This window comes from Rhodococcus sp. JS3073 (assembly GCF_026810085.1).
In the GTDB taxonomy this organism is placed as follows: Bacteria; Actinomycetota; Actinomycetes; order Mycobacteriales; family Mycobacteriaceae; genus Rhodococcus_F; species Rhodococcus_F wratislaviensis.
Genome location: NZ_CP113952.1, coordinates 1,054,323 through 1,079,447 on the forward strand (window position 1 = coordinate 1,054,323; position 25,125 = coordinate 1,079,447).

Consider the following 25,125-nt stretch of genomic DNA (forward strand, 5'->3'; position numbering starts at 1 on the left):
CGCGAACGACGAGGTGGCGGTGGGGGACCCGGGGGACCCGGGGGCTGCCCACCGGCGGGCGGCCATTGCTGGGCGTGCGGTTGCCACTGCTGGGCGTGCGAGTGCCACTGTTGGCCCTGAGGTTGCCACTCGGGCCCACGGGGTTGCCAGTGCGGACCGCCTGGCATACCCGGATCGTCGCTCATGGTGCACCGCCGTCGACCATGCCGCCGTATTTTCGCCAACGATACCCCCGAAAACCGGGTCCCACGAGACCCGGTGTCGATGGGCGCAGGGTGGCTCTCCGGCGTGCGCGGGCGGTAACTAGCAACCCTGTCAATGAGTCCACGGACCCGTTGACCGCGCCTAATTCCCGATTCCTGCGGCAGCGACGCCGGCGGGTGAGGCGTGCACCGGACTTTGCGGCGAGGTATTCGTCGCTGGAAAACGCCTCCCGACCAACCGTCGCTGCGGGCGGACAGTCGGTCAGGCAAGGACATCGTGTTCGGCGAAGGAGGCGTCGGCGGGATATGGGTGACCGGACTGCCCACCAGAATCCGGTGACGCCACCTCAGGTGACCGTGACCGTTTGGGCGACGGCTCCGCTGCTGTCGCACACCACAGTCACGGTCTGGTCGCCGGGAGGAGTGCCGAAATACAGAGTGAGAGAGCCGGTGTCATCCGCCACTCCGTCGAGGAAGAGTGCCTCGTTCGCGTCGGTGGTGGCTATGCATGTCTCCCCGGGCGCAGCGCCGGTAATGAATATGTCGGCACCGCCGGGGCCGCCATAGATGTTGGCGTAGTAGCCCTGGGTGGGTCCGGGTCCGGGCGCGGGTGCTGGTCCCGGACCGGGGCCGGTGGGTGCGACCGTGACCCATTGGCCGTAGCCCCCGCTGCTGTCGCACGCCAGAGTCACCTGGTGGTCGCCGGGCTCGGCTGGAATAAAGATGGCCAGAAACCCCGCGTCATCCACCACGTCGCCAAAGGTGTAGCCGTTGTCGGTGACCAGGCAGTTCTCCCCGGGCGTACCGTCGGTTACATACACTTCAACTTCGTCGGCACCCCCATAGACCTCAACGGTTGCGGCCGAGGATATCCCGTGACCGAGCAGCACCAGGGGAACCGTGGCGCCGACACACACCGCGGCGCGAAGGCCGGTGTGTTTCATGATCGAACCGGCGATTCGGGGAGCCGGTGTGGCGGTGGCGACGCGAGCGGCGGACTTGACGGTCTTGGGGAACATGGCGGGTCCTTTTCTGTGAGTTGCCTTTGGCGGGTACGAAAAGGATCTGGGATGTCGCTTGTCGGATTCTGAAGGAAACCTTGTGATGGTCTCCGCGAGCTCGACGCGGACCCGGTGCCCGGTCCAAGCGGGTGGCCGGCGGCGTCGACGGGCTCGGGTTCGATGCCGCCTCGCATCGGCGCCGTGGACCGGAAGGTCTCGGCGGAGATCCTTGACGCGGCACGTGCCAGCGTCACCACATCCCGTGCCCGCGTTACGATCAGCGCGCAGACCCGTCGACCCCACCGATCGAACGGTGCGCCCCGTGTTGTCGCCGCCTCACCGAACGCGTGCCGACCGAGCTGGCACCGAGCCGAGTCCTCGGCATCGAGGAGACTCGCCGCGAAAGCCCGGTGCGAGCACCGCACCCAGGCCGGGCGGTGAGGGCGGGGTGACCGGTGGGACACAGGGTTCGTCGATCTCGACGTGCATCCTGGGGTTGCTGGGGCAACCGACCCGCCGCACCGGGGCCGCCGCCGCCGGCTGGCTGCCCGAACGGCGGTCCCGAGTGCGCGACCCGATCGAGTTCGCGGCCGTATACTTCACGCAATGCCGCACACCGACCATAGAGTTTGGGCGGATCCACGAAAACCTTTCGAGACCCCGCCGCCCTCCGCCGGCACGGCAGGTAACCCGCCACCGAAGAGGTTTTCGTGACTCGCCCACCGCACGGTCACCAACAGTGGCCACCCGGCGACGCCCCGCGGCCCGGGCCGAGGGGCCCATTGCCGCGCACGGTGAGGGTGGTCGGACTCGCCGTGGTCGTCGGACTCGGACTCGCCGTGGTCGTCGTCTCGGTCGGCATCGTCGTGCTCGTTGCCTTCTTCTCGACGCCAGGCGAGGTGAGGCCCGTCCTCGCCATTGGCGACTGCATCCGGATCCTGAAGATTTCCGATAATACCGTGTCGGAGATCGAATCCGGCGAACGCGACTGCTCCGATGTGGAGGCGACGTTCGAAATCGTGGACAAGCTTCCCGGATCTGCGTATTGCGGTACGGGGTACGCCAACCAACCCCTCCAGGAGTACACCACCGAGTTCTTCGATTCATATCATCTAGTCGGAACGTTGTGTCTGATGCCGAATCTACGGGCGGATACCTGCTACGACATCGAACGCGAGGTTCGCTACTTTCCCGCGCCGTGCGGATCGTCGCCCACCGTGGTGAAAGTTGCGAGCCGCGCCGACGGCACGGCCGATCAGTCCGAATGTGTCGGGATCGAGACCATCAAAGTTGCTGTCTACGAGAAGGATCCGAAGAGAACTTACTGCCTCGTCGACGCGCACGGTTGATCGGTGCTCGTCTCGCACCCCGCCGCCGCGCAACTGTGATGTCTGTGGACGTTGCAGTTGTCGAGAACGTGACGAGCGGGGCGGGTGTGGCCGCTCCTGCCGGTGGGGTGTTCCCGGCGGATGGGGTGTTCGTCGAGGTGCGTGAGGGTGAGGCGTGGACGGCGGGCTGGCTGGTCGCGGACCGCACCGACGTGGCGGCGTTGTCGGTGAACGGTGTCGCCGAGGCCAAGCGCCTGGTGTCGGTGGCGTTGGTGCCGCTCTCGCCGGATGCGCCGGTGTGGCAGGGGCGGGTGCGCCCGGATCAGGTGGTGGTCGCGTCGTTGCAGCGCCCGGTGCCGGTGTGGTGGGAGCGGATCGCCGCGTCGTTGGCGGACGCGATGCGCGATCGCCGGGAGGTGGCGTGGTTGCGTGAGCACCTGCAGGCCAACCAGAAAGCACACGCGGACTGGGTGGAGCACATCGCGAAGGACGCGGGCACCTGGGCGGACGAGAACAAACCTGTGCAGTGAATTCGATCGGTTCATGGAGGAGCACGGGCTGCCGCCGCGCAGCCGGGAGTTCACTGTCGAGGCTTTGGTAACGATCACCACGAAGGTGTCGGTGTCGGTGTCGGCCCGGTCCGAGGAGGTCGCCGAGGACGAGGTGCTGGCGCGGGCTTTGGGTCGCCGGATCGGTGGGTTCCGCCGTCACGGCCTGGACCTGCGGGAGTACACGGTGACGGAGGTGCAGGGATGAGCGCGCCCGCCAGCACGGTGACCGCGCAGGCGGTGCGGATCGGTGTGGACGGGCGTCTCGAGGTGATCGACCTCGGGGTGTGGGAGAGCACCGGGGCGGCGATCCGGTCCGCGATCGGGTGCCGTTGGTTCGACCGGCTGGGCCGGGAGCTGGATATGTGGGTCGACGACGAGGGCGCTATGCAGGCCGATGCCCAGGTGAATCTGATGGCGACGGCGATTGCGCGCGCCCACGGGGCGATCTGGCAGCCGTTCTGCGGGGCCGTGGTGTTCGGGCGGCCCATGACGGCAACGGGGCCACGGTGGGCATGTCTGACGCCCAGAAGGATGCCCTGCTGACCGGTGCGGTGTTCGCGCCCACCGTGAACCACTGACCTGGGAAGGAAACCCCACGATGACAACGACGACGAACACGAATATCCCGACCCCTGCCGAGGTCTACATGTCGCAGGGCGAGCGCGCCCTCAATCGCGGCACCCACTTCATCGAGGAATCGATCTGGGTCTACCTGATGCGGACTGGGACGGCATCGATCGGTGGGTGCTCGATCCGGTGACGGTGGACGGCTGCGCGCTGGACTTCGGCCTCGAGGACGGTGCCCGCAACAGTGAGTGCGCCGGGTCGGCCTCGAGGCGGCGGAAGGTGCGGGTGACCTTCGCGGCGGTGACGGTAGATTGACGGCGACGGTGCTCTTTCCGACGCACCTATCAATGTCCGTTTTGCCTGTAGTTCACCGCGGTGAACTACAGGCAAAACGGACAGCATTCTATGTTGGCTGCATGCGCAGTCGGACGCGTATGTTTTCGACTCTCCGGGTAGTGGTGATGGGGTACCGGCGGATGAAGGACTGTCCGGCTCGCTAGCTATCAGGGCGGTGGTGCTGCCGCGAAAACCTGGGGTCGGTGATCATCCAAGGTGATCGCCGGCAGGGGTAGACCTTCCTGAATTGTTTGGCGACTGCCGCGTCGCAGCCGAACCCCGCGATGATTTGCCAGAGCCTTTCCGTGAACAGCGTCGGCGGTATCCCGAATCGGATGAAGACTTCCTCCTCCGGTGCGCCGCCGAATGGTGCCCAGACGTGGGCAATTCGAGGATGTCTTCCGCGTCCTTGCTCGGCCGCGGCCGCCCGCTTCGATGTGACTCGGCCCCTCGCCGGTCGCGCCATCGTCGGTACCTGCGGAGATCCGATTCGAAGGACCCGGCGTCGTGGGGGCAGGCGCCGGAGTCTCGCGGAACCTCGCGCTCCACCCGGTAGGGTCCCCTGACTGGCTGTTCGAGCATGTGATCACCATTGTTCATCCGGATAGTGAAGGGACGTCAACGTGTTGCGGCCCCGTTGCGGGTCCCGGCCGCCTGGTAGGTCACGCCGCGGGTGCGTTCGGAGATCTTCTGTCCCTCGTGCGGTCGGTTCGCTCTCCGGTCCGGCGAGAATTGACGCTCCGTACCCCTGTCGAGGTGAGCGAGGCCCCCTCGGCGCGCTTGGGCCGAGGGAAGCGCACCGCATCGGGGAGTCGATGTCGGGGTTCGCCGTCGCCGAATTCGGTGAGGATCTTCCGTGTGGGCGACCCGCCGAGTGGGGCCGCACCGTCGCACGGTCGGGTATGTCGTCGTCGGCGTGATGCTGCGACACAACCTGTCTCCCCTTCTCGTGGCAGGGCGGGATCTACGCGCTGGTGATCTGGTCCCAGCCGTCGACGGATTCGGGGGTGCGGGGTGCGGGTCCGGTGTAGATGGCGGCGGGGCGGACGAGCTTGCCGAGACGTTTCTGCTCGAGGATGTGGGCGCACCAGCCGGCGGTGCGGCCGCAGGTGAACATCGCGGGCATCATGTGCGCGGGGACCTCGGCGAAGTCGAGGATGACCGCGGCCCAGAATTCGACGTTGGTTTCGATGGCCCGGTCGGGGCGGCGTTCACGCAGTTCGGCGAGGGCGGCCTGCTCGAGGGCGGCGGCGGCCTCGTAGCGGGGGGCGTTCAGGCGTTTGGCGGTGGCGCGCAGCACCCGGGCGCGGGGGTCTTCGGCGCGGTAGACGCGGTGCCCGAAGCCCATCAGCTTTTCCTTGCGGTCGAGGATGCCCTTGACCAGGGCGCGGGCGTCGCCGGACTTTTCGGTGTCCTCGATCATCGGCAGGACGCGGGCGGGGGCGCCGCCGTGCAGGGGGCCGGACATCGCGCCGATCGCCCCGGACAGGGAGGCGGCGACGTCGGCGCCGGTGGAGGCGATGACGCGGGCGGTGAAGGTGGAGGCGTTCATGCCGTGTTCGGCGGCGGAGACCCAGTAGGCGTCGATGGCGGCGACGTGGGCGGGGTCGGGGTCGCCTTTCCAGCGGACCATGAACCGTTCGGTGACGGTCTTGGCCTCGTCGATCCGTTTCTGCGGGACGGCGGGCTGGTAGATGCCGCGGGCGGACTGGGCGACGTAGGACAGGGCCATGACGGAGGCGCGGGCGAGTTGTTCGCGGGCGGTGTCGTCGTCGATGTCGAGGAGGGGTTGGTATCCCCAGATGGGGGCGAGCATGGCGAGGCCGGCCTGGACGTCGACGCGGACGTCGCCGGTGTGCACGGGCAGGGGGAACGGTTCGGCCGGGGGTAGTCCGGGGCCGAAGCGGCCGTCGACGAGCAGGGCCCACACGTTGCCGAACGTGACGTGCCCCTCGACGAGTTCTTCGATGTCGACGCCGCGGTAGCGCAGGGCGCCGCCGTCCTTGTCGGGTTCGGCGATGTCGCTGGTGAACGCGACCACACCTTCCAGACCGGGGTTGAAATGCTCAGGTACTTCGGGAGTTCGATTGGTGAAAATCGATGGTGCGCTCATCATGGTATTTCTTTCACTCGTGGTGGCTTGGGCGACTGCTTTGCGCCACTGGAAACAGAGCAATAGCTGCGACTCGTGTCGTGATCTCTGCCCGTTGCGGCACCGGGGTCTCGTGAGTCGAAGCAGTCGGCGGTGCGATGACACTGTTGATGCCAGCCTGCAAGGGCTGGCATCCGAATGGAGGGCGCTGAGAAGTCATGCTGGACACACGCTCTGGGTTTGTCAGCGTGGCGACATGCGGATTGCGCCGTCGAGTCGGATGGTTTCACCGTTGAGCATCGGGTTGGAGACGATATGCGCCGCGAGTGCTCCGTACTCGGAGGGATCTCCCAGGCGCGCCGGGTGAGGGACCTGCGCTCCGAGCGACCTTTGCGCCTCCAGCGGTAGTGAGGCAAGGAGTGGGGTCTTGAACAATCCCGGGGCGATGGTGACAACGCGGATCATCAACGATGCTAGGTCGCGCGCGACGGGCAAGGTCATGCCGGCGACTCCTCCTTTGGAGGCGGAATACGCGGCTTGACCGATCTGGCCGTCGAAAGCGGCAACTGATGCGGTGTTGATGATGACGCCGCGTTCGCCGTCGATGGGTTCGGTCTGGGCGATGCGCTCGGCGGCGAGACGCAGGACGTTGAATGTGCCGATGAGGTTTACCGAGATAACTTTTGAGAAGTCGGCGAGCGGAAAGGGACCGGACTTGCCGACGGTCTTGATGGTGTTGGTGATGCCGGCGCAGTTGATTGCCACGCGTACCGGGCCTAAGGTCTCCGCCACATCGAGGGCGGAGGAGATTGCTTGTTCGTCGGTGACATCTGCGGCTACGAATCTGACTCGCTCACCGAGTCCTTCGGCTATAGACACGCCGTGTGAGGTGGGAAGGTCGACGATGACCACTGCTGCGCCTTCGTGGAGAAGTGACTTCGCCGCGGCCAGGCCGAGGCCCGAAGCACCGCCGGTGATCACACAGACACTGTCCGGAATGAGCATTGTTGCGACTCCTGTTATGGGATCTGATCGGTGCGCCATCGGTTCCGAAGAACAGGTGACGGATGGGCCCGAGCAAGGTGAAGGATCGGTCGGATCGGGCTGGATCGACGTGCTGGTTCAAGCGATCGACATACCGCCGTCGACGGCGATTGTCTGCCCGGTGACGTATCCCGCAGCGGGAGAGGCCAACCACACCACGGTCGCGGCAAGTTCGTCGGGAGTCCCGATGCGCCCGAGGAGCATCCGCGGCTGCAGACTGTCCAGGTACCCGGGCTTGTATTGTGCGGTCATTTCGGATTCGAAGAATCCTGGGGCGACGGCGTTGACACGGATACCCTTCCGTGTGCCCCACTGTTGCGCGAGGTCGCGGGTGAGACCGATGACGCCGGCTTTGCTGGAGCTGTAGGCAGCCTGTGGAAGCGCAGCCGTTGTCAGGCCTAGGATGCTCGTGATGTTGATGATGGCGCTACCTGGCTCCATGACGGATGCCGCTGCTTGCGCGGCCCAGTACGTCCCGTGGAGATTGATTTCCATCACTGAGGTGAACTGTTCGGGTGTTTCCCGCAGCGCTGGCACCGCGGTTCCGATACCGGCATTGTTGATCAGCACGTCCACGCGGCCGAAGGTGTCGATCGCGGCGTCGATCATGGCCGTGCAGTCCTGCGGTGAGGTCACGTCGGTGACCACGGCGTGTGCTCGTTGTCCCGTCTCTTCGACCATGGTTGCGGTGGTAGCCAGTTTGTCGGCGCGGCGTGCGGCGAGGACCAGATCAGCGCCTGCCTCGGCGAACGCCCGCGCGAACGCGACACCTAGTCCCGAGGATGCTCCGGTGACGACGACTACCTTGTCGTCGAAGCGAAATTGCTCCAAGATCGGCATTGACGATTTCCTTTGTAGCGGTTTGCGGGTGGAAGCGCGTCTAATCACGAAAGCTTTGTGTAAAGCAGGCCTTCGGCAGTTCGTCAGGATGGAAGTTCGAAGGTGATGGTGCCGTCCGAGATCGACGATGTGCCGTCGGTGTCCTGGACGTCGAAGGCAACGGAGTCCTCTGACAGGGCCGCCGTGCTGACCGTGAGCGTGGCGCCGGGAAATACCGGTCCGGTGAACCGGCAGCCGATGCCGGTGATCACTGCCCCGGCTGGGAGAGCGCGGGCGCGAGAAATGGCGGAGACCGCCCGCGCGAGGGTCTCGGTACCGTGCAGGACGGTGTCGGGAAGTCCCGCAGCGCGCGCCACGCGGATGTCGGTGTGGATGGGATTCCAAATCCTCGCGCACTCGGTGTAGATGACCGCGTTGGTTGTGTCGACCGTGAACTTCGCGATGGGGGCGAGGTCGGTGCCGGGTCGTCGGGTGATTTCATGCGGATGGCCGGGTGTCTTGGAACCTTCGAGGCGTACGCCCCGGTAGAGCATGTGGAGGAGCGTCGTGACGAGCAACTCGCCATCTGAGGAGTAGGTCCGAAACCTGGTGGCGATGAGGGTCGCGTCGGTGCGCGCCTCTGCCAGGTACAGCTCGGCCTCGGTTCGTACCCGTTGCGCCGGACGCAGGGGAGCGTGCAACCGCATCTGATGGGACACATGCAGGCCCAACCTCAAAGTGTTGACGGTCAGTTCTATTCCCGGCGCGCCGTGTTCGACGAGCGGCCACTCGATGCAGACAGGAAAGACCGGATGGCCAACGATTCCGCCGGTGTGCTCGAGGTCGAAGAACTCGGGCCGGGTCTCGCCGACCGACGCCGCGAAGGCTCGAAGCCACCGGTCGTCGATCTCGTGCTCGACCGTTCGAACGAGGCCGGGGGTGTCCGCAGGTAGCACGCGGATGACGCGATCCTCGGTGATCACAGCACGACGCCCCTGTCAGCGGGTCCAAGGGGTTGAACGAGGCATGCCGTCGAGCATCGGAGCCGGGTGCCGTGGGTCGGGGCGTCGCGCCTGCAGCAGGCGAGTACCTGATGGGAAGTGCGTTTGCTCATGGTTCCCCCGGTTGTCAGGTGGTGAGTTGGCGTAGCCCGCGGGCTACGAGGACACGGACGGCTTCGTCGAGGCTCAGCGAGCTACGCTCCGCCATGTGCCCGTCGGTGAATCGGGCGTCGACTCCCGCGAGGATCACCGCGAGCTTCATCGCGCCCATCGCGAGGTAGAAGTTCAGATTGTCGAGATTGCGGCCACTGACCGTGGAGTAGTGCTCGGCGATGTCAGCGGCGGACATGAACCCGGGGTGTGCAGTGACTCCGAGGGCGACCGGGATGAGCGCGCGCTCTTGGTCGTCGAGATCGTGCCAATAGGTCAATGCCAGTCCAAGATCGGCGAGTGGATCGCCGAGGGTCGACAGTTCCCAATCCACGATCGCGTTGATGTGTGGATCTCGCTGGCCGAGGTCGACGATCATGTTGTCGAGGCGGTAATCGCCATGAACAATGGCGACGTCATTCGTCGAAGGGATCTGGCCGCCGAGATTAGTGAGGAGCTTGTCCATGTCGGGCAGTTCCTGTCGACTCGATTGCTGCCACTGAAGTCCCCATCGCCGCACCTGACGCTCGTTGAATCCATTGGGGCGGCCGAAGCCGCCGAGACCGACTTCGTCCGGAACCAGGGCGTGCAGATCCGAAAACGCGTTGACGAGAGCTGCGCAAAGACGCTGACGTTGCGGCGCCGCCAGTGCCCCGGTGTCCTCCTGAGTTCGAAGCACCGCGCCGGCGACGTCGGACATCACGTAGAAGGTACCGCCGAGAACGGAATCGTCACAGCACAGGGCGAGGGGTTCGGGAACGGGCACGTGCGTGTGATGTAGGGCGGCGAGCAGTGTCCATTCGCGCTGCATGTCGTGGGCGCTGGGCAGCACGCCGCCCAGCGGCGGTCGCCGCAGGATGACCGATTGGCCCTGGAACCGCAGTCGGTAGGTCAGGTTGGACAGGCCTCCGGAGATGGGTTCGGCGTACCAGCCTGCGAGATCGAATCTGTCCCCGACGGCGGATCTCAGCCAGCGGTCCACCGACGCCCGCGGAAGCCCGACGACTTCCTCTCGGTGTTCTTTCATGTTCTCGGCTACCCTTCTGTCACGACTGAATGATCGGTACACTAAGCCGCGACGACGAAACTCGTCAAGGTTCGAATGTTAGGGACAATAATTACTGTACGATCGGTACAGTCACGCGAACGTGAGGAAACCAACGTGAAAGCAATACAGATCTCGACGCTGGATGGCCCCGGTGCGGTGGAGTTCGTCGATCTCGACGAGCCTGTCGCGGCGGTCGACGAAATTGTCATCGACGTGAAGGCTGTAGGTGTGAGTTTCGTCGACGCCTTGATGACGCGCGGCAAATATCAGGTTCGTCCCGAACTGCCGTTCGTTCCGGGAGTGGAAGTCGCGGGTCTGGTGCGTTCCGCCCCGGACGGTGCGTCCGTCAAGGCCGGTGACCGATGTGCCGCGTACATCCCTCGCGGGGGATATGCCGAGGTTGTGGTGGCCAAGCCGTCGGTGACGTTTCCGCTGCCGGACGAGTTGTCGTTCCACCAGGGCGCGGCATTCGCGATGAACTTCCAAACCGTGCACTTCGCGCTGGTTCGGCGGGGGCGTCTGAAGGCGGGGGAGCATGTGCTCGTGCACGGAGCCGCCGGAGGTGTGGGCACCGCGGCCATTCAGGTCGCGAAAGGTCTGGGAGCGACGGTGACCGCTGTCGTCGATTCTGATGCCAATGTCGTGGTTGCCGAGTCCGCGGGGGCCGACGCCGTGGTGGTCGCTGGCGACGGGTGGGCCGAGTCCGTGCGGGCCTGTGCTCCAGGAGGCGTCGACGTGACGGTGGACCCGGTGGGAGGTGACTTCTTCGCTGACTCGATCCGACTCCTGCGTCGGGAAGGCCGCCACTTGGTAATCGGATTCGCTGCCGGCGGCATCCCCGAGATCGCAGTCAATCGGCTGCTGCTGAAGAATATCGATGTCGTGGGCGTGTACTGGGGCGGCTTCATCGAGCAGGACGAGTCCATCGCGGCAGAGTCCGCCGCCGAACTCACGCGGTTGGCGCGTGAGGGATTCATCCGACCTGTCGTGGGAAACGTGTACCCGCTAGCCGACGCTGCGCAGGCGCTCAGCGCGATGGAGCAACGTACCGCTTCCGGAAAGGTGGTTCTCGCGGTCGACGTGGTGGACTAGTCGATCACCGTGCTGAACTACTCCGAGTGATGAGGGCTCGCGGCCCGATATAGACAAGCGAAGGGACCATCAAAATGTCTGATGTCAAGCTGGGTAGTTCGACGCGTCGAACTACCCGCATCGGCGTGGAATCCCGGCAGCGCATCATGGACGCCGCGGCCAAACTCTTCGCCGAGAACGGCTATCACGGCACCGGTGTCGAGGAGATCTCGAAGGAAACCCAGCTGGGCAAGGGTGCGTTGTATCACCACATCGGGAACAAAGAAGCTGTGTTGTTCGAGATCTGTCACACGCGGATGTCGGATCTGCTGACCCAGTCGGGCCGAGTTCTGGCGATGGACAGCACCTACCAGGAGCGGTTTCGGGTACTGATGCGTGTGGCGTTGCGCAACATCGCCGACAACGTGGTGGAGTGGACGGTGTCGTTTCAGGAGTTCAAGGCTCTGACTGGGCAGCGACGCGTCGTGATCCAGGAGGCCCGCGAACGATACGAGAGCATGGTGGTCGAGGTGTTGGAGGGCGGTGTCAGGGCGGGGGAGTTCCGGGCACTGGACCCCCTGGTCACGAAGGGTATTCTCGGTCTCTATAACTACTCGTACTCGTGGATCCGCCCCGACGGTGACCGGACCCCAGAGGAAATCGCGGACCTGTTCAGCGATGCATTGCTGGAGGGAGTGCTCGAGCGTTGACCTTCGAGAAGACGGTGATCCGCTCGCAAATGTAGCCACTGCACACAGTCGATGAGAGGCCCCGGGCACGTCGCCCGGGGCCTCTCATTCGTCATCGGCTATCTGGTCTGCGGCACAGGCACATACGCATCACCACACGGTTTCGAGCAGCTCGTACACCACCGTCTCGTCCACCAGCCGAGGCGACTCCCGCACCACGATGTCGCCCAGCGTGGCCCGCGCCACTCCGTCCATCTTCTCGCGCCCGACCCCGAAGTCGGAGACCCGACGAGGAACCCCGAGCTCGTCGAGGATCCGTTCGAGCCTGTCGGCCGCCGGAAGGTCCTCGCCGTCACCTTGAACCTGTGCGAGCGATTGGGCCATGCGTGCCTGTTCGGCGGACGTCACCGGCTCGAGGAAGCGCATCACGTGGGGCAGCATGATGCACGAGGTCACTCCGTGCGGGATACCCACGGCACCGAGCTGATGACCGATCGCGTGGGACAGACCCAGTGACACGTTGTGGACGCCGATGATCGACATCCACGCTGCCTCGAGACATTTCAGCGCGGCGTCGTAGTCGTGCGGATCCTTCACCGACCGAGGCAGATTTTCGGCCAGCATCGTCAGGGCCCCATTCGCCAACGCCGTGGTGAAGGGGTGCGCGTTCTTGGCATAGGCAGTCTCCACCGCGTGGTCGAGCGCGCGAACTCCGGTGGTCGCCCAGAGGTCGCGGGGGGTGTGAGCGCAGAATTCGGGATCGAGGAAGACCACCTGAGGCGTCGCTTCGAGGTAGACGGTCAGGTCCTTGGTGTCGCGGGTGTGGTCGACCGAGCCGGCGAAGCCGTCCCATTCCGCCGCGGACAGCGTCGTCGGCACCGCGAAGACGGGCATCGGTTTTCCGGTGAGGGGCCGCTGTCGAATCGTGTTCGGGTACTCGAATACCAGGTAGTTACGAGCAAGGTCCTCGACCGACTCCGAACCTTCGCAGAGCCCGATCGCCGCCAGCTTCGCGGCATCGACCGGCGACCCGCCGCCCACGGCGACGAATGCCTCTGCCTGCGCGGACTTCGCCGCGGTGATCAGGTCGACGATGAGTTCGACGGGATTGTGTGCCTTGACCTGGTTGTATGTCCCGACCACGCGGTCGCCGAGGTCGGCCGCCAGTGCTGCGAAGGCCTCACTCGATCCCACCGAGTGGCCTGTCACCAGAAACACACGCTTGAGGTCGCGGCGGTCGAGTTCGGCGCCGATTTCGCGCACCGCGCCAACCCCTTGCACGACCGTCTCCACTCGCGGCATTTCGAATTTCACAATCTCCGGCATGACCAAACACTCCAAGTCTCTGTGCGTGAACGCATGGTTGCGTGACCAAAAATGTACCGTTCATTCAAGGGAGAGTCTATGGTATCTGCCGAAAAACTGTGACTCTTGACACGGGACCCGGTTCATGCGACCGTACTGATCGGTCCACTCGCAAGGGTGGCCTTGAGCGGGGGCTAGCGGCCAACTGGAGGAAATGACGTGTTCAAGAGAGCGGCTCTCGTGGGAGCCATCGCCATAGTGTTCGGAACGGTGGGATGCGGTTCCGATGGTGGTGCGACGAGCTCGGGCGCGGGCGATAGCGAGTCTGCGAGGGCCTTCCTCACACACGCTGAACAGGTGGCGAAAGCCGCGTCGGGCGAGATTGCTCTGACTGTGCCGACAAGTGGACCTCCCGCAGTCAAGGACAAGACGATCGTCACTATCCCGTGTTCTGCTGCTGCGCAGGGCTGCAAATTCGCGGTCGATCAGTTCGCAGAAGCCGCCCAGGCCATCGGCTGGAAGACGATCATGATCGACCCGGCCGGCGACCCCGCCAAGATGGCCGATGCTGTCAATCGGGCAGTCAGCATGAAGGCGGATGGAATCTTCACGGTCGCGATCGACTCCTCCACGATTCAGGCTCCACTCAAGGCGGCGAACGAGGCCGGTATCGATACCATCTGTTTCTCGTGCATCGACGAGCCGGAACTGTTGGTCGACGAACTTCCCGCAGCCACCCAGCACGAACAGGACGGTTACGCGCTCGCTGCGCAGGCCTTCATCGACAGTGGCGCGAACCTGAAGGCAATCCTGCTGCAAGACAGCGAATTCGGAAATACCATCCGCCGCCAGCAGGGTGTTGTGAAATTCATCGACGAGTGCAAGGCTGCGGGTGCCAGCTGTGAACTGGTCGGACAGCAGAACTTCCTCGTCCAAGACATCAGTACGTCACTGCCCAAGCAGACCGTCGCCCTGCTTCGGAAGAACCCGGGATGGAACGCGCTGTTCGCGCCGTACGACGCGCCCCTGACGTTCGTACTTCCTGAACTGCGGTCGGCAGGACTGGTGCAGGATGGCCAACGCGCATACGGCTTCGATCCTATCGACCTCAATGTCAAGTGGATCCGCGACGGGGACGTCGAGGCCGGTACGGTGGCCTCGCCGTACAAGTGGATCGCCTACGCGGGCGTCGATCAATTCAACCGCGTGTTCGCCGGCGAACAACCCGTCGACCAGGGCGTCAAGGACAAGCTCGTGATCAAGAGCAATGCACCCGGCGAGGGCGAGACCTATCTCGGAGACAGCGACCCCGCCGCCGCGTTCACCCAACTCTGGGGCGTCTCATGACCTCGGACCCGGCAGTAGGCGGAGTGCACGCTGTCGAGATCCGCTCATTCTCGAAGACCTTCCCCGGCCAGCGGGCGCTCACCGACTTCGCTCTTGTGCTCGAGCCCGGCGAGATTCACGCACTCGTCGGTGAGAACGGATGCGGAAAGTCCACCTTCATCAAGTGCCTGTCCGGCTACCAAGCCCCGGACGGAGGCGCCGAATTGATTGTCCGCGGTGAAGGACTTGCGGTCCCGTACACCGCAGCCCAGGCCGTGGAACGAGGACTGGTCTTCGTACACCAAGACTTCGGGATTGTGCCGACCCTCAGCGTCATGGAGAACATGGCACTCGGTGCCGGGTTCGCAACCAGGGGCGGTCGGATCCAGTGGCGCACGCAAGCGAACAAGACAACGGAGGCGCTGGCGATACTCGGACGAGAGGACATCCCACCCCACGCGCTGGCCTCGACACTGTCAGCGAGCGAGCACGCGACCATCGCAATCGCACGTGCACTGGCGAGCGCGAAGGACGGCGCAAGTCTCATTGTGCTGGACGAGCCCACGGCCGCTCTGCCCCAATCGGAGGTGGACGCCCTGTTCCAGGTGATCCGACGTCTCGCAGAGCAGGGAACGGCCGTCCTCTTCGTGTCCCACCGCCTGCAGGAAGTCTTCGATGTCGCCCATCGCGTAACGGTGCTCCGCGACTCCAAGAAGATCGGCACGTTCGACATCGCCGACCTCGACGAACGCACACTGGTACAAAAGATCGTCGGTCGTGACCTGGTCACGCTGTACCCCGAATCCGCACCGAAGGCCCGTCAGAGCGTGGTGCTCGAGGTCGAGGGACTGACCGCAACCCGGGTCTCGGACGTCTCGTTCACGGCGCACCGAGGCGAGATCCTCGGAATCGCCGGCCTGCAAGGATCGGGTCGCAGTGAAATCATCCGGTTGCTCTTCGGCGCGCAGCAACGCCGAAGCGGACGCATTCGACTCCACGGCCAGGACGTGGACTTCCGCCATCCCGCGAGCGCCATCCAGGCTGGAATCGCCCACGTCCCCGAGGACAGGATCCACCACGGTGTGTTCGGGCGCATGACGGTCGCGGAGAACCTCTCACTGCTCACGGTCGGCCGCTACTGGAAGTACGGGCGGATCCAAGTGGGACCCGAGACGAAGCGCGTTCGAGAGCTCATCGGGTCGTACGACATTCGCCCGGGCAACGCCGCGCAGATGATGGGCCGACTCTCCGGTGGCAACCAACAAAAGGGTGTCCTGGCCAAGTGGATCGAAATCAGCCCCACCATTCTCCTGCTCGATGAGCCCGCACAAGGCGTCGATGTCGGGTCCAAGAGCGACATTTACCACCTGATCGAACAGTGGGTCGCCGAGCACGGCTCCACTGTCATCATGGTCAGTTCGGATTTCGAGGACCTGAACGCACTCTGTCATCGAGTGCTGGTTCTGCGGGACGGGCAGTTGGTGGCAGAACTCGAAAACGAATCGAAGACGGTCGATCGAATGGTCGAACTCGCATACTTGAAGGACGCGGGATGAACACACCACAGACGGAAACCAAGACGTCACCGGTTTCGGCCGCCTCCACGGTCGAACCGCGTCCGCTCGCGCGCACTGCGCCGACCCCGACGAGTGTTCGCGCCGCCCAATGGGCACTACCTGTGATCTTGCTGGCGTTCATCGCTCTGTTTTCCATGCTGCAACCGGCAACCTTCGCGACCCAGGGGAACTTCACAACCCTCCTCGGATCCGAGGCGGTGCTCATTCTGGTCGCGCTGGGGGCGATGCTTCCGCTCATCGTGGGCCAGTACGACCTGTCGGTCGGTGCCAACATGGGCATGGCGTCGATTGCGGTTGCGATGGCGACGAGTGAACTGGGTTTCTCGACCGGCGGAGGTATTGCGGTCGCGATTGTCCTGTCGACCCTGCTCGGGTTCGTCAACGGGTTCCTGGTCGCCAAGATCGGCATCAGCTCATTCGTGGCGACCCTCGCGGTCAGCTCCCTACTGTCAGGAATCGTCATCTGGAGCACCGACGGAACGGTCATCGTGGACAACATCCCGAGCGCACTGACCGACATCGGGCGTAGTTCCATCTTGTACATCCCGATCCCGTTCCTCCTGGTGATCGTGATCGCGCTCGTGACGGGGTACGTCCTTCGGATGACCCCGACGGGACGGTATCTGTACGCGGTCGGCGGCTCGAGCGAGGCGTCAAGGCTATCCGGGTTGAGCGTGGATCGCCTGACCATCATGACGTTCGCCGCATCGGGATTGCTGTGCGGTATCGGCGGCGTCCTGCTGGTCTCCAAGTTGGGATCGGCCAACCCCACCACCGGGCCCGAGTTCCTGCTACCGGCTTTCGCAGCCTGCTTCCTCGGCGCCACATCGATCCGACCCGGCAGCTTCAACGTCACCGGCACAATCCTCGCGGTCCTTGTGCTGGCCGTGGGCTCGACCGGATTGCAGCTGATCGGTGTGCCGTTCTACATCGAACCGATCTTCGCCGGCGTCGTACTGCTCATCGCAGCCCTCGTTACTCGCTTTCTTCGAAAGGAACAGTCGTGACTACGGATCCGCGAATCCCCCCTCGCGACAGACTCGTCCTGCGGTACCTGCTCGAGCGTCGCGCAAGTGAAGATCCGGACAAGGTGTTCGTCATCTTCGACGGGGGTCCGACCTGGACCAGGGCGGAGTTGCTGCAGAACGTACGACAGACAGCGGCCTCACTGGAGTCCATCGGTGTCCGTCAGGGTGACAACGTCGTGTGTTGGTTGCCCAACGGTCCCGACGTCCTGCGCTTCTGGTTCGCAATCAACTATCTCGGTGCGGTGTTCGTGCCGATCAACACCGCTTACCGGGGCGGCGTGCTCTCGCATGTGCTCACCAACTCCGATGCGGAAATCGTCGTCGCCGACGCGGAACTGTTGCCGCGCCTGAACGAGATCGACGAACGCGGCAGAATCCGCCTCGCAGTACAGGTCGGCGGCGATCGCACCACCATCGGCGGAATCACGATCGTGACCGCCGACGAGCTTGCGGACGTCGGCGGCGAGCCGTCGGAACCGATCACGCCGATCGAGCCCTGGCATACCCAGGCAATCTTGTACACATCCGGCACCACGGGCCCGTCCAAGGGCGTCCTGTCCTCCTACATGCAGGCGTACGCCATGTTCGGACCGGAAACGATGCCCATCATGACGGCCGATGACCGTTTTCTGATCAACATGCCGGCCTTCCACGTCGGTGGGGCGACGCTGCTCTACGCGATGCTGATCAACGGCGGGTCGGTCGCGGTCGTCGACAGGTTCAGCGGCGAGCGCTTCTGGAGCCAGATCCGCGACACGCACAGCACCATGGTGTTTCTGCTCGGCGTCATGGCCAACTTCGTCGATCGCCGGCCACCCCGAGACGACGACGCCGACAATCCGCTCACCAAGGTGTTCATCGTCCCCCTCCTCGACGACATCGCGGCCTTCTCGGCACGATTCGGTGTCGACGTCTACACGATCTACAACATGACCGAGCTCTCGGCGCCGATCATTTCCGGCCCCAACCCCACCCAACACGGAACCTGCGGCAAGGCACGCCCCGGCGTCGAGATCAGGCTGGTCGACGACGCCGACCGGGAGGTGCCCATCGGTGAAGTCGGCGAAATCATCATCCGGACCGATGCCCCCTGGGCGATGAACCACGGGTACTTCCAGATGCCGGAGGCAACAGCCAAGGCCTGGCGCAACGGGTGGTTCCACACCGGTGACACCGCGCGACGGGATGCCGAAGGAAACTACTACTTCGCCGACCGGCTCAAGGACGCGATCCGGCGACGCGGGGAAAACATCTCCTCGATGGAAGTCGAAGCCGAAATCATGGCACATCCGCACGTCCGCGAGGCGGCCGTGATCGCGGTCGCCAGCGAAATCTCCGAGGACGAAGTGATGGCAGTCGTAGCGCCAGTCCCCGGCACCACACTCGACCCCGTCGCCCTGATCCGATTCCTCGAACCGAGAATGGCGTACTATATGATCCCCCGATACATCCGGCTGGTGGACGAGCTACCGAAAACTCCCACCGCCAAAATACAAAAGACCTCCCTTCGCGAGTGGGGCATCACCCCCGACACATGGGACCGGGAAGCCGCGGGCATCAAGATCGCGAGATGAGTCGGGAGACCGAATCCCACACCCTGCGGAGCCGCAGAGGTCGACGGCATAGTCAACGCCTCGACGAACACCCCCGAACTACTCGCACCACCGGGCAGGAGCTCACATGTCGCTTTTCGAATTCTCGGACCGTACGAAGAAGTATCAATCCGACCTGCTCGAATTCATGGACTCGCACATCTACCCCGCCGAGACCATCTACGACCTGCAGATGCGCGAATCGGGAGATCCCCATTTCCAACCACCGATCCTCGAGGAACTCAAAGCCGAGGCACGAGTACGTGGGCTGTGGAACCTCTTCCACCCGCACCCCGGCACAGGCCCCGGGCTGAGCAACCTGGAATACGCACCGCTCGCAGAGATCATGGGTCGCAGCCACCTTGCATCAGAGGCGTGCAACTGCAACGCACCCGACACCGGAAACATCGAGGTGCTCGAGCTATTCGGAACCGACGAGCACAGAGAAAGATACCTGAAGCCGCTCCTGGACGGAACCATGGCATCGGCGTTCGCGATGACCGAACCGGCAGTGGCGAGTTCCGATGCCACCAACATCGAACTGACCATGGAACGCGACAACGACGAATATGTACTGAACGGCCGTAAATGGTTCGCTTCCAACGCGTTGCACAAGAACTGCAAAGTGATGATCGTGATGGGAAAGACGGACCCCACCGCGCCCAAACACCGGCAGCAAACGATGATGGTCGTCCCCCTCGACACCCCCGGGGTCACCGTCCTCCGCGGACTCCCCGTCTTCGGCTATCAGGATCGGGAAGGCCACGCCGAGATCGACTTCACAGACGTGCGAGTTCCCGCGAAAGATGTCCTCAAAGGTGAGGGCGAGGGCTTCGCGATCAGTCAAGCCCGGCTCGGACCTGGACGCATCCACCACTGCATGCGGTCGATCGGTATGGCAGAGCGCGCACTCGAGCTGATGTGCACCCGTGCCCAATCCCGAACCACCTTCGGGCAACCACTGAGCGAACGTAGCAACATCCAGGACTGGATCGCCGAGGCCCGCATCGACATCGAGATGATCCGGTTGCTCACGCTCAAGGCCGCGCACCTCATGGACACCGTAGGAAACAAGGCAGCTCGCACCGAGATCGCGGCAATCAAGGTCGCTGCACCTCACATCGCCCTGAAGATCGTCGACCGAGCAATCCAAATACACGGCGGAGGAGGCGTCACCGACGACTTCCCGTTAGCCATGGCGTACGCGCACCTACGCATCCTGCGCCTCGCGGACGGTCCCGACGAGGTGCACAAGCGCGCAATAGCCAACTTCGAATTGCGCAAGTATCACAGTCCACGTGCCATCGCCGCGGAGACCGATGTCCTGCCGACGACCAACCGCAAGGTAGCGGTTGGCTGAATATGGTGACCCGGAGTCGGCCGGGCTTCCCCGAGGCAAACACACCCCGGAAGCGGGTGTCCGACGCCCGCGTCTCACTCCCACGTTATTGATTGTTATCGACTCAAGGAGCACAAGGATGAAAGCCGTCATCTACACACGGACAGGCGGCCCCGAAGTTCTGCAGCTGGTGGACAAAGCGATGCCGCAGATACCTGACGGCCATGTCCGCGTCCGCCTTGTCGTGTCAGGGGTCAACCCGACAGATTGGCGCAGCCGATCGGGCCAGTCGGCAGGAATGAAATTCGACGAGCAGGTACCGAACCAGGACGGAGCCGGATTCATTGACGCACTCGCCGACGACGTCGAAGGATTCAGTGTTGGGCAACGAGTGTGGCTGTGGGATGTGGCCTATGGGCGGCCATCAGGCACCGCCCAGGAATACGTGGTCATTCCCGCCCGCCACGCAGTAGCACTCCCCGATACCGCCAGCTTCGACATCGGTGCGTCGCTCGGCATCCCCGCTTTGACCGCGTACCGCACACTCACTTCAGCGGAAAGCGGCCCCAGCCAACTCCATCCGGGCGCACTCTCAGGCAACAGTGTCCTGGTGCACGGCGGAGCCGGCGCCGTCGGGCACGCCGCAATTCAACTTGCCGTGTGGGCAGGCGCAACCGTCATCACGACCGTGAGCAGTGCGGAAAAAGCGCAGCTCGCCCGCAACACTGGCGCTCACCACATCATCAACTACCGCACAGAGGACGTCGCCTCACGCATCGCCGCGCTGGCACCCAACGGCGTGCAACGAATAGTCGAGGTCGATCTGGCAGCCAATCTCGAAGTTGATGTCAACGTGATCGCACCGAACGGGACCATCAGCGTCTACACATTCGTCAACGGCGAAACACTGCGGACACCCTCACTTGGGCTACTCGTCAAGAACGTGCACATCAGCTTCACATACACCTATACGACAAGAGCCAACCAGAAGGAACTCGCAGTGGCCGGCGTGAACGCTGCCGTCGCTGACGGCGCAATGAAGGTCGGTACCGAGCACGGCCTACCACTCGAACGCTATGACCTCGACCGGACCGCGGAAGCTCATGCCTCAGTCGAACGAGGCACCATCGGCAAGGTACTCATCGACATAGGCTCGCACTAGTTCCGCCTCAGAGGATCGAGGCCCCCTACCGACAGATCTCCGAACCGCTCAAGAGTTCACTGATCCCAAACCGCCATCAGCCCTGGAATTGCCATGAATACAGCTCGACCCTCACAGAATCGACCCTCATCCACCACTGGGGTGGACCGGAACCCGATAATTATCGATCAGGTGCGTTTCCATCGATCGACTCGCTATCGAAGGCTCAGGCAGAAAAAGGCTAAGGAACGACACCGCCAGAGTGAGGCACAAGAAATCATCCGCTTCGCCCAGATCTGGATTCCCTTCGGCGGAGCCCCCACCGTCGAGATATTCCAAACATTTGGAATGTCTAGACAGCGATTCATCCAAAAGCTCTGGCAAAGCGTCCAAGACTTGGAATGCGACCCAACGTGCAGCGGCCAACTCGCGGAAACCTACCCCGTAGAGATCGCTCATCACCGAGAAGCCGAACGCTCCGATGTCCACCGGTAACCCCGAGCACGGCGAACTGCTGCAACGTGCGTATCGAGGTGCAGCGTGTAATAGCGTCATACGCCCCGAATTCGTTCCATCGAGAGCGTTCCCCGCTCACGGCGGTTCCGTAGAACATCAGGTCCGAAGCGGCCATTCAACGATGACTCGACCGGCCCGCTGGAACCTGCCACCCTCGACGAGAGCTTGCAGGTGCCGCCGTCCGCGCAACGAATGCGCAAGAACCGAGTCCGCGAGCCGCCGGATACCCGTAGAGGTGGCCTGGAGATGTCTACGGTGAGGAAATGCATGGTCGGTAACCTCCCGCACGAGTTGACCAGTTTCGTCGGACGCCGCCGCGAACTGGCGCAGACAAAAACGTCTGTTGTCAGTCACGCGACTGGTCACCATCACAGGGACCGGTGGAATAGGCAAAACCCGGTTAGCGTGTCGCGTCGCAGCGGAGGTGTCACGCGCCTTCGACGACGGTGTCTGGCTGGTTGACCTCAGTGAAGTTCCCGATGGCTCGTCGGTTGTTGCTGCAGTCTCCGTCCTCGTCGGCAAGCCTGCCGAATTCAACGAGCACACCGCCCTGAAACTTGCGGAGTATCTCGCGCCCAAGACCGCGTTGCTCGTGCTCGACTGCTGTGATCACTTCGTCGCATCGACCGCCACCCTGTGTGCCTTCCTGCTGCGAAGTTGTCAAGGACTACGGATACTCGCCACCAGCAGGCAAGCTCTCGGTATCGGTGGGGAGGCCGTATTCCGCGTCCCGCCCATGACAGTGCCGAGGGACGAACTGCAGCTACCGGTGCGGGGCATCTCACAGTTCGAGGCGATCACCCTATTCAGGGAACGGGCGGCAACTGTTGTCCCCGAGTTCGGACTCACTGATACCAATCTCGCTGCTATATACGAGATTTGCCGTCGCCTCGACGGGATCCCACTAGCGATCGAACTGGCCGCGATTCGGTTGCGGACAATGTCCGTCGAACAGATCCTGCAGAAGCTACCCGACTCCCACAGCCTGCTGTCGGTAGGCACGAGGGGTGCGCCCGCACGCCAACAGACACTACGGCAGTCTATCGATTGGACTCGCGACCTGTGTTCCGCCGAGGAACGGGCGCTCTGGGCACGATTGTCAGTCTTCGAGAAAAGCTTCGACCTTGACGCAGCCGAGGGGATCTGCGCCGGCAACCTCGCCGCGGACGAGGTCCTCGACCTCCTCACGTCGCTCATCGACAAGTCCATCCTCATCAGAGTGGACCACGGTGCCACAGCGCGGTATCGCCTACTGGGAACCCTGCGCGACTACGGAAGAGAACAGCTGCAGGACAACACTGAATATCTATCACTGCGCCGGCTGCACCGTGACTGGTATGCCCGACTGGTAACACAAGCAAACAGTGAGTGGATCAGTCGACACCAAGGTGACTGGATCGTTCGGTTGGAGGCGGAACAACCGAATCTGAGAGCCGCACTCGAACACTGTGTCGCCGAACAGGACGACGTCGGACGGAGCGCAGGTTTGCAAATTGCCGTTGCGTTATACCCCTTCTGGTGCGCTCAGGGCATGCTGGGGGAGGGGCGGCAATGGTTCGCAAGGGTGTTGGACGGAGCACATGGCCGTCCAAGCGCTGACCGGATCGAAGGGCTCTATGCTGCAGGTGTCCTCGCCGCCCTGCAGGGCGACATACCGGCAGCGAGAGCACTCATTGATGATGGAATCAAGCACACTGCCCACGCAGCTGACAAGCACGTGGTCTTGCTCGACTTCTATGCCGAAGGACGTCACGCAATCCTTCGAGGCCATTTCACCCGAGCGAAAATGTGCTTCGGCAACGCCGTATCGGTCAGCCGGAACCACGGGACCCCCTTGCAGCAAGTTTGCGCGTGGCTCGGACTTGCGCTCGCGAGCGGACTGTCGGGCGACACAGTACGTGTGCAGCTGTGCCTACGCAGCATCTCCGAAATTGGCGACAGTCGAGGAACGGAGACCTATCGTGGGTGGATTCAATGGATATCAGCGCTGACGGCCTTCCAACACGGCGACCTCGAGCAAGCGGGCAGCATGGTCAAAGACTGCTTGCGGTCCGCCTCGCGGGTTAACGACCGTCTGGGTATCACTGGTTGTCTTGAGATTTCAGCGTGGATAGCGGTTCGGAAACGAGACGCTCGCCGAACGGCTGTCCTCCTTGGAGCGGCACACGCCGTCGGCGAATCATGTAGCGTCTTCCCACAGCTACTCACGTACCACGCGCATTGCGAGCAGCAGGCAAGACGTGCACTCGACGATCGAGCTTTCGAGGTAGCGTATTCCAACGGATCGGATACATGTGTCGACGACGTTGTCGCGTTCGTTCTCGGAGAGACACAAACGACCAACCCGAGCCGCTCAGGTTCTGACACGACGCTGACACGACGAGAACGGCAGGTCGCGCACCTGGTTTCGAAGGGGATGACCAACAGGGCAATCGCTTCCGAACTGGTGATCTCTCAACGCACCGCTCAAGGCCACGTCGAACACATTCTTGCCAAGCTTGGATTCAACTCCCGAAGCCAGATCGCGGCCTGGATAGCAGAGCAGGGATACCGATCCGAGGCGCCGAATCAAGCGCTCCTCACCCGCCGGGCTGGATTCGAAGACTGCGAAAAGAGAGTTTCGTAGGGGACTGTCGCTTGCTCCTCTAATGAGGGCTATCGACTCCATCGTCAGGCATGGTGGATTCGGTAGTCGCCGGTGCGTGAGCACCCAGCTCCTCTGGGCCGTGTTCGAGCTCTATTGACAAATCGTGCCCCTGGCCGGTGGCAGGGCCGAGGTTCGGGACCGTCGTGAAGGGTTCGAGTCCGCAGATTCCGCGATTCTATATCGCCTAGTTGGCATAATATCACTTATCGGTAGTGCGAAAGTGCCTTTCTTGCAGTCTATTTGGCGCTCCTGTGCAGTTTGAGTTCTACGGGTGATTCGCCGCAATTCTGATCCGGTTGCCTGCGGGGTCGGTGATCGTCGCTGTCCCGTCGATGATCGTTTCCGGGATGATGTCGTGGTGCTCGAGGTCGGCGAGGACACCGTCCATGCCGTCTACGGCGAGCGCCACAATGGAGCTGCCGGCGCCGTACGGATCGAGTACCAGTTGCAGGGCCGCGTCACCGGTGAACCGCCATTCGGCGAGATCGGGCAAGTGACGGTCGGCAGGTCGGCCGAAAAACGTCGTGTACCAGGCAACGTTGGCCTCGACGTCGACGACGGAGACTACTGCGTTTACACGGCTGGGTTTCATGGACGGTCATTCTCCCAAGTGGACCCGGATGCATCGATTCGACCCTCGACGCCGGTCAGCGTCATCGGTACTCCGAACTCGCCGACATGCTGCTGGGATACTGCGATTTGCTCCCTACCATCGGATGCGTGCGCGCGTCTCGATCGGGGGTGGATGGAGGGT

23 protein-coding genes are annotated in these 25,125 nt (G+C 63.4%); 14 read left to right on the plus strand and 9 right to left on the minus strand.

All coding sequences use genetic code 11. The features are described 5' to 3' along the window. Positions 1 to 550 precede the first annotated feature (550 nt). Positions 551 to 1,222, minus strand: coding sequence for a hypothetical protein (locus tag OYT95_RS42675; protein ID WP_268792546.1), 672 nt, complete (start codon positions 1,220 to 1,222; stop codon positions 551 to 553). An 821-nt stretch (positions 1,223 to 2,043) separates the two neighbouring features. On the opposite strand from OYT95_RS42675, the gene OYT95_RS42680 reads away from it, so the two are divergent. Genes OYT95_RS42680 through OYT95_RS42700 form a run of 5 tightly spaced genes read left to right on the plus strand, consistent with a single transcriptional unit; the run spans position 2,044 to position 3,843 of the window. After that, positions 2,044 to 2,553 (plus strand): hypothetical protein, encoded by a 510-nt coding sequence (locus tag OYT95_RS42680; RefSeq protein WP_268792547.1) that lies wholly within the window; start codon positions 2,044 to 2,046, stop codon positions 2,551 to 2,553. A gap of 44 nt (positions 2,554 to 2,597) precedes the next feature. Then, complete coding sequence (locus tag OYT95_RS42685; protein ID WP_268792548.1) at positions 2,598 to 3,062, plus strand: hypothetical protein; 465 nt, start codon at positions 2,598 to 2,600, stop codon at positions 3,060 to 3,062. Between the two features lie 13 nt (positions 3,063 to 3,075). Next, a complete protein-coding gene (locus OYT95_RS42690) occupies positions 3,076 to 3,288 on the plus strand; it encodes a hypothetical protein (protein ID WP_268792549.1) in 213 nt (70 codons plus the stop codon). After that, on the plus strand, positions 3,285 to 3,626 hold the full coding sequence (locus OYT95_RS42695; RefSeq protein WP_268792550.1) for a hypothetical protein: 342 nt from the start codon (positions 3,285 to 3,287) through the stop codon (positions 3,624 to 3,626). Before OYT95_RS42690 ends, OYT95_RS42695 begins: the two co-directional genes overlap by 4 nt. Before the next feature lie 55 nt (positions 3,627 to 3,681). Continuing rightward, entirely contained in the window at positions 3,682 to 3,843 is a 162-nt protein-coding gene (locus tag OYT95_RS42700) for a hypothetical protein (RefSeq protein ID WP_268792551.1), read from the plus strand. Between the two features lie 1,107 nt (positions 3,844 to 4,950). Here the strand turns inward: OYT95_RS42700 and OYT95_RS42705 are convergent. The 5 genes from OYT95_RS42705 to OYT95_RS42725 form a co-directional block, all read right to left on the minus strand. Next, complete coding sequence (locus tag OYT95_RS42705; protein ID WP_268793247.1) at positions 4,951 to 6,099, minus strand: citrate synthase 2; 1,149 nt, start codon at positions 6,097 to 6,099, stop codon at positions 4,951 to 4,953. A gap of 222 nt (positions 6,100 to 6,321) precedes the next feature. Continuing rightward, positions 6,322 to 7,083, minus strand: a complete 762-nt coding sequence (locus tag OYT95_RS42710; RefSeq protein ID WP_268792552.1) for a 3-hydroxyacyl-CoA dehydrogenase — start codon at positions 7,081 to 7,083, stop codon at positions 6,322 to 6,324. A gap of 117 nt (positions 7,084 to 7,200) precedes the next feature. Continuing rightward, a complete protein-coding gene (locus OYT95_RS42715; RefSeq protein ID WP_268792553.1) occupies positions 7,201 to 7,962 on the minus strand; it encodes an SDR family NAD(P)-dependent oxidoreductase in 762 nt (253 codons plus the stop codon). A gap of 83 nt (positions 7,963 to 8,045) precedes the next feature. After that, on the minus strand, positions 8,046 to 8,924 hold the full coding sequence (locus tag OYT95_RS42720) for a MaoC/PaaZ C-terminal domain-containing protein (protein WP_268792554.1): 879 nt from the start codon (positions 8,922 to 8,924) through the stop codon (positions 8,046 to 8,048). Between the two features lie 145 nt (positions 8,925 to 9,069). Further along, on the minus strand, positions 9,070 to 10,119 hold the full coding sequence (locus tag OYT95_RS42725) for a phosphotransferase family protein (RefSeq protein ID WP_268792555.1): 1,050 nt from the start codon (positions 10,117 to 10,119) through the stop codon (positions 9,070 to 9,072). A 135-nt stretch (positions 10,120 to 10,254) separates the two neighbouring features. Between OYT95_RS42725 and OYT95_RS42730 the strand changes: the two genes are divergently transcribed. Continuing rightward, entirely contained in the window at positions 10,255 to 11,232 is a 978-nt protein-coding gene (locus OYT95_RS42730; protein WP_268792556.1) for an NADPH:quinone oxidoreductase family protein, read from the plus strand. A 74-nt stretch (positions 11,233 to 11,306) separates the two neighbouring features. After that, positions 11,307 to 11,921 carry a TetR/AcrR family transcriptional regulator gene (locus tag OYT95_RS42735; protein WP_268792557.1) on the plus strand — a complete coding sequence of 205 codons (615 nt, stop codon included), beginning with the start codon at positions 11,307 to 11,309 and terminating at the stop codon, positions 11,919 to 11,921. A 129-nt stretch (positions 11,922 to 12,050) separates the two neighbouring features. Here the strand turns inward: OYT95_RS42735 and OYT95_RS42740 are convergent, their stop codons facing one another. Beyond that, entirely contained in the window at positions 12,051 to 13,181 is a 1,131-nt protein-coding gene (locus OYT95_RS42740; protein ID WP_268792558.1) for an iron-containing alcohol dehydrogenase, read from the minus strand. Positions 13,182 to 13,562: 381 nt separating this feature from the next. Between OYT95_RS42740 and OYT95_RS42745 the strand changes: the two genes are divergently transcribed. The 6 genes from OYT95_RS42745 (at position 13,563) to OYT95_RS42770 (ending at position 21,229) form a co-directional block, all read left to right on the plus strand. Further along, complete coding sequence (locus OYT95_RS42745; RefSeq protein WP_268792559.1) at positions 13,563 to 14,552, plus strand: substrate-binding domain-containing protein; 990 nt, start codon at positions 13,563 to 13,565, stop codon at positions 14,550 to 14,552. Next, a complete protein-coding gene (locus tag OYT95_RS42750) occupies positions 14,549 to 16,087 on the plus strand; it encodes a sugar ABC transporter ATP-binding protein (protein ID WP_268792560.1) in 1,539 nt (512 codons plus the stop codon). Before OYT95_RS42745 ends, OYT95_RS42750 begins: the two co-directional genes overlap by 4 nt. Continuing rightward, on the plus strand, positions 16,084 to 17,115 hold the full coding sequence (locus OYT95_RS42755; protein WP_268792561.1) for an ABC transporter permease: 1,032 nt from the start codon (positions 16,084 to 16,086) through the stop codon (positions 17,113 to 17,115). The genes OYT95_RS42750 and OYT95_RS42755 overlap by 4 nt, the downstream gene beginning before the upstream one ends. Then, entirely contained in the window at positions 17,112 to 18,710 is a 1,599-nt protein-coding gene (locus tag OYT95_RS42760) for an AMP-binding protein (protein ID WP_268792562.1), read from the plus strand. The genes OYT95_RS42755 and OYT95_RS42760 overlap by 4 nt, the downstream gene beginning before the upstream one ends. 106 nt (positions 18,711 to 18,816) lie before the next feature. Beyond that, the gene (locus tag OYT95_RS42765; protein ID WP_268792563.1) at positions 18,817 to 20,088 is read left to right on the plus strand and encodes an acyl-CoA dehydrogenase family protein; all 1,272 of its coding nucleotides are present in this window, start codon (positions 18,817 to 18,819) and stop codon (positions 20,086 to 20,088) included. Positions 20,089 to 20,206: 118 nt separating this feature from the next. Further along, positions 20,207 to 21,229 (plus strand): NADPH:quinone reductase, encoded by a 1,023-nt coding sequence (locus tag OYT95_RS42770; protein ID WP_268792564.1) that lies wholly within the window; start codon positions 20,207 to 20,209, stop codon positions 21,227 to 21,229. Between the two features lie 126 nt (positions 21,230 to 21,355). Here the strand turns inward: OYT95_RS42770 and OYT95_RS42775 are convergent, their stop codons facing one another. Next, entirely contained in the window at positions 21,356 to 21,667 is a 312-nt protein-coding gene (locus OYT95_RS42775) for a hypothetical protein (RefSeq protein ID WP_268792565.1), read from the minus strand. Between the two features lie 400 nt (positions 21,668 to 22,067). Between OYT95_RS42775 and OYT95_RS42780 the strand changes: the two genes are divergently transcribed. Further along, positions 22,068 to 24,350 carry a LuxR C-terminal-related transcriptional regulator gene (locus tag OYT95_RS42780; protein ID WP_268792566.1) on the plus strand — a complete coding sequence of 761 codons (2,283 nt, stop codon included), beginning with the start codon at positions 22,068 to 22,070 and terminating at the stop codon, positions 24,348 to 24,350. 286 nt (positions 24,351 to 24,636) lie between these two features. Here the strand turns inward: OYT95_RS42780 and OYT95_RS42785 are convergent, their stop codons facing one another. After that, on the minus strand, positions 24,637 to 24,963 hold the full coding sequence (locus tag OYT95_RS42785) for a VOC family protein (protein ID WP_268792567.1): 327 nt from the start codon (positions 24,961 to 24,963) through the stop codon (positions 24,637 to 24,639). Positions 24,964 to 25,125: the final 162 nt, after the last annotated feature.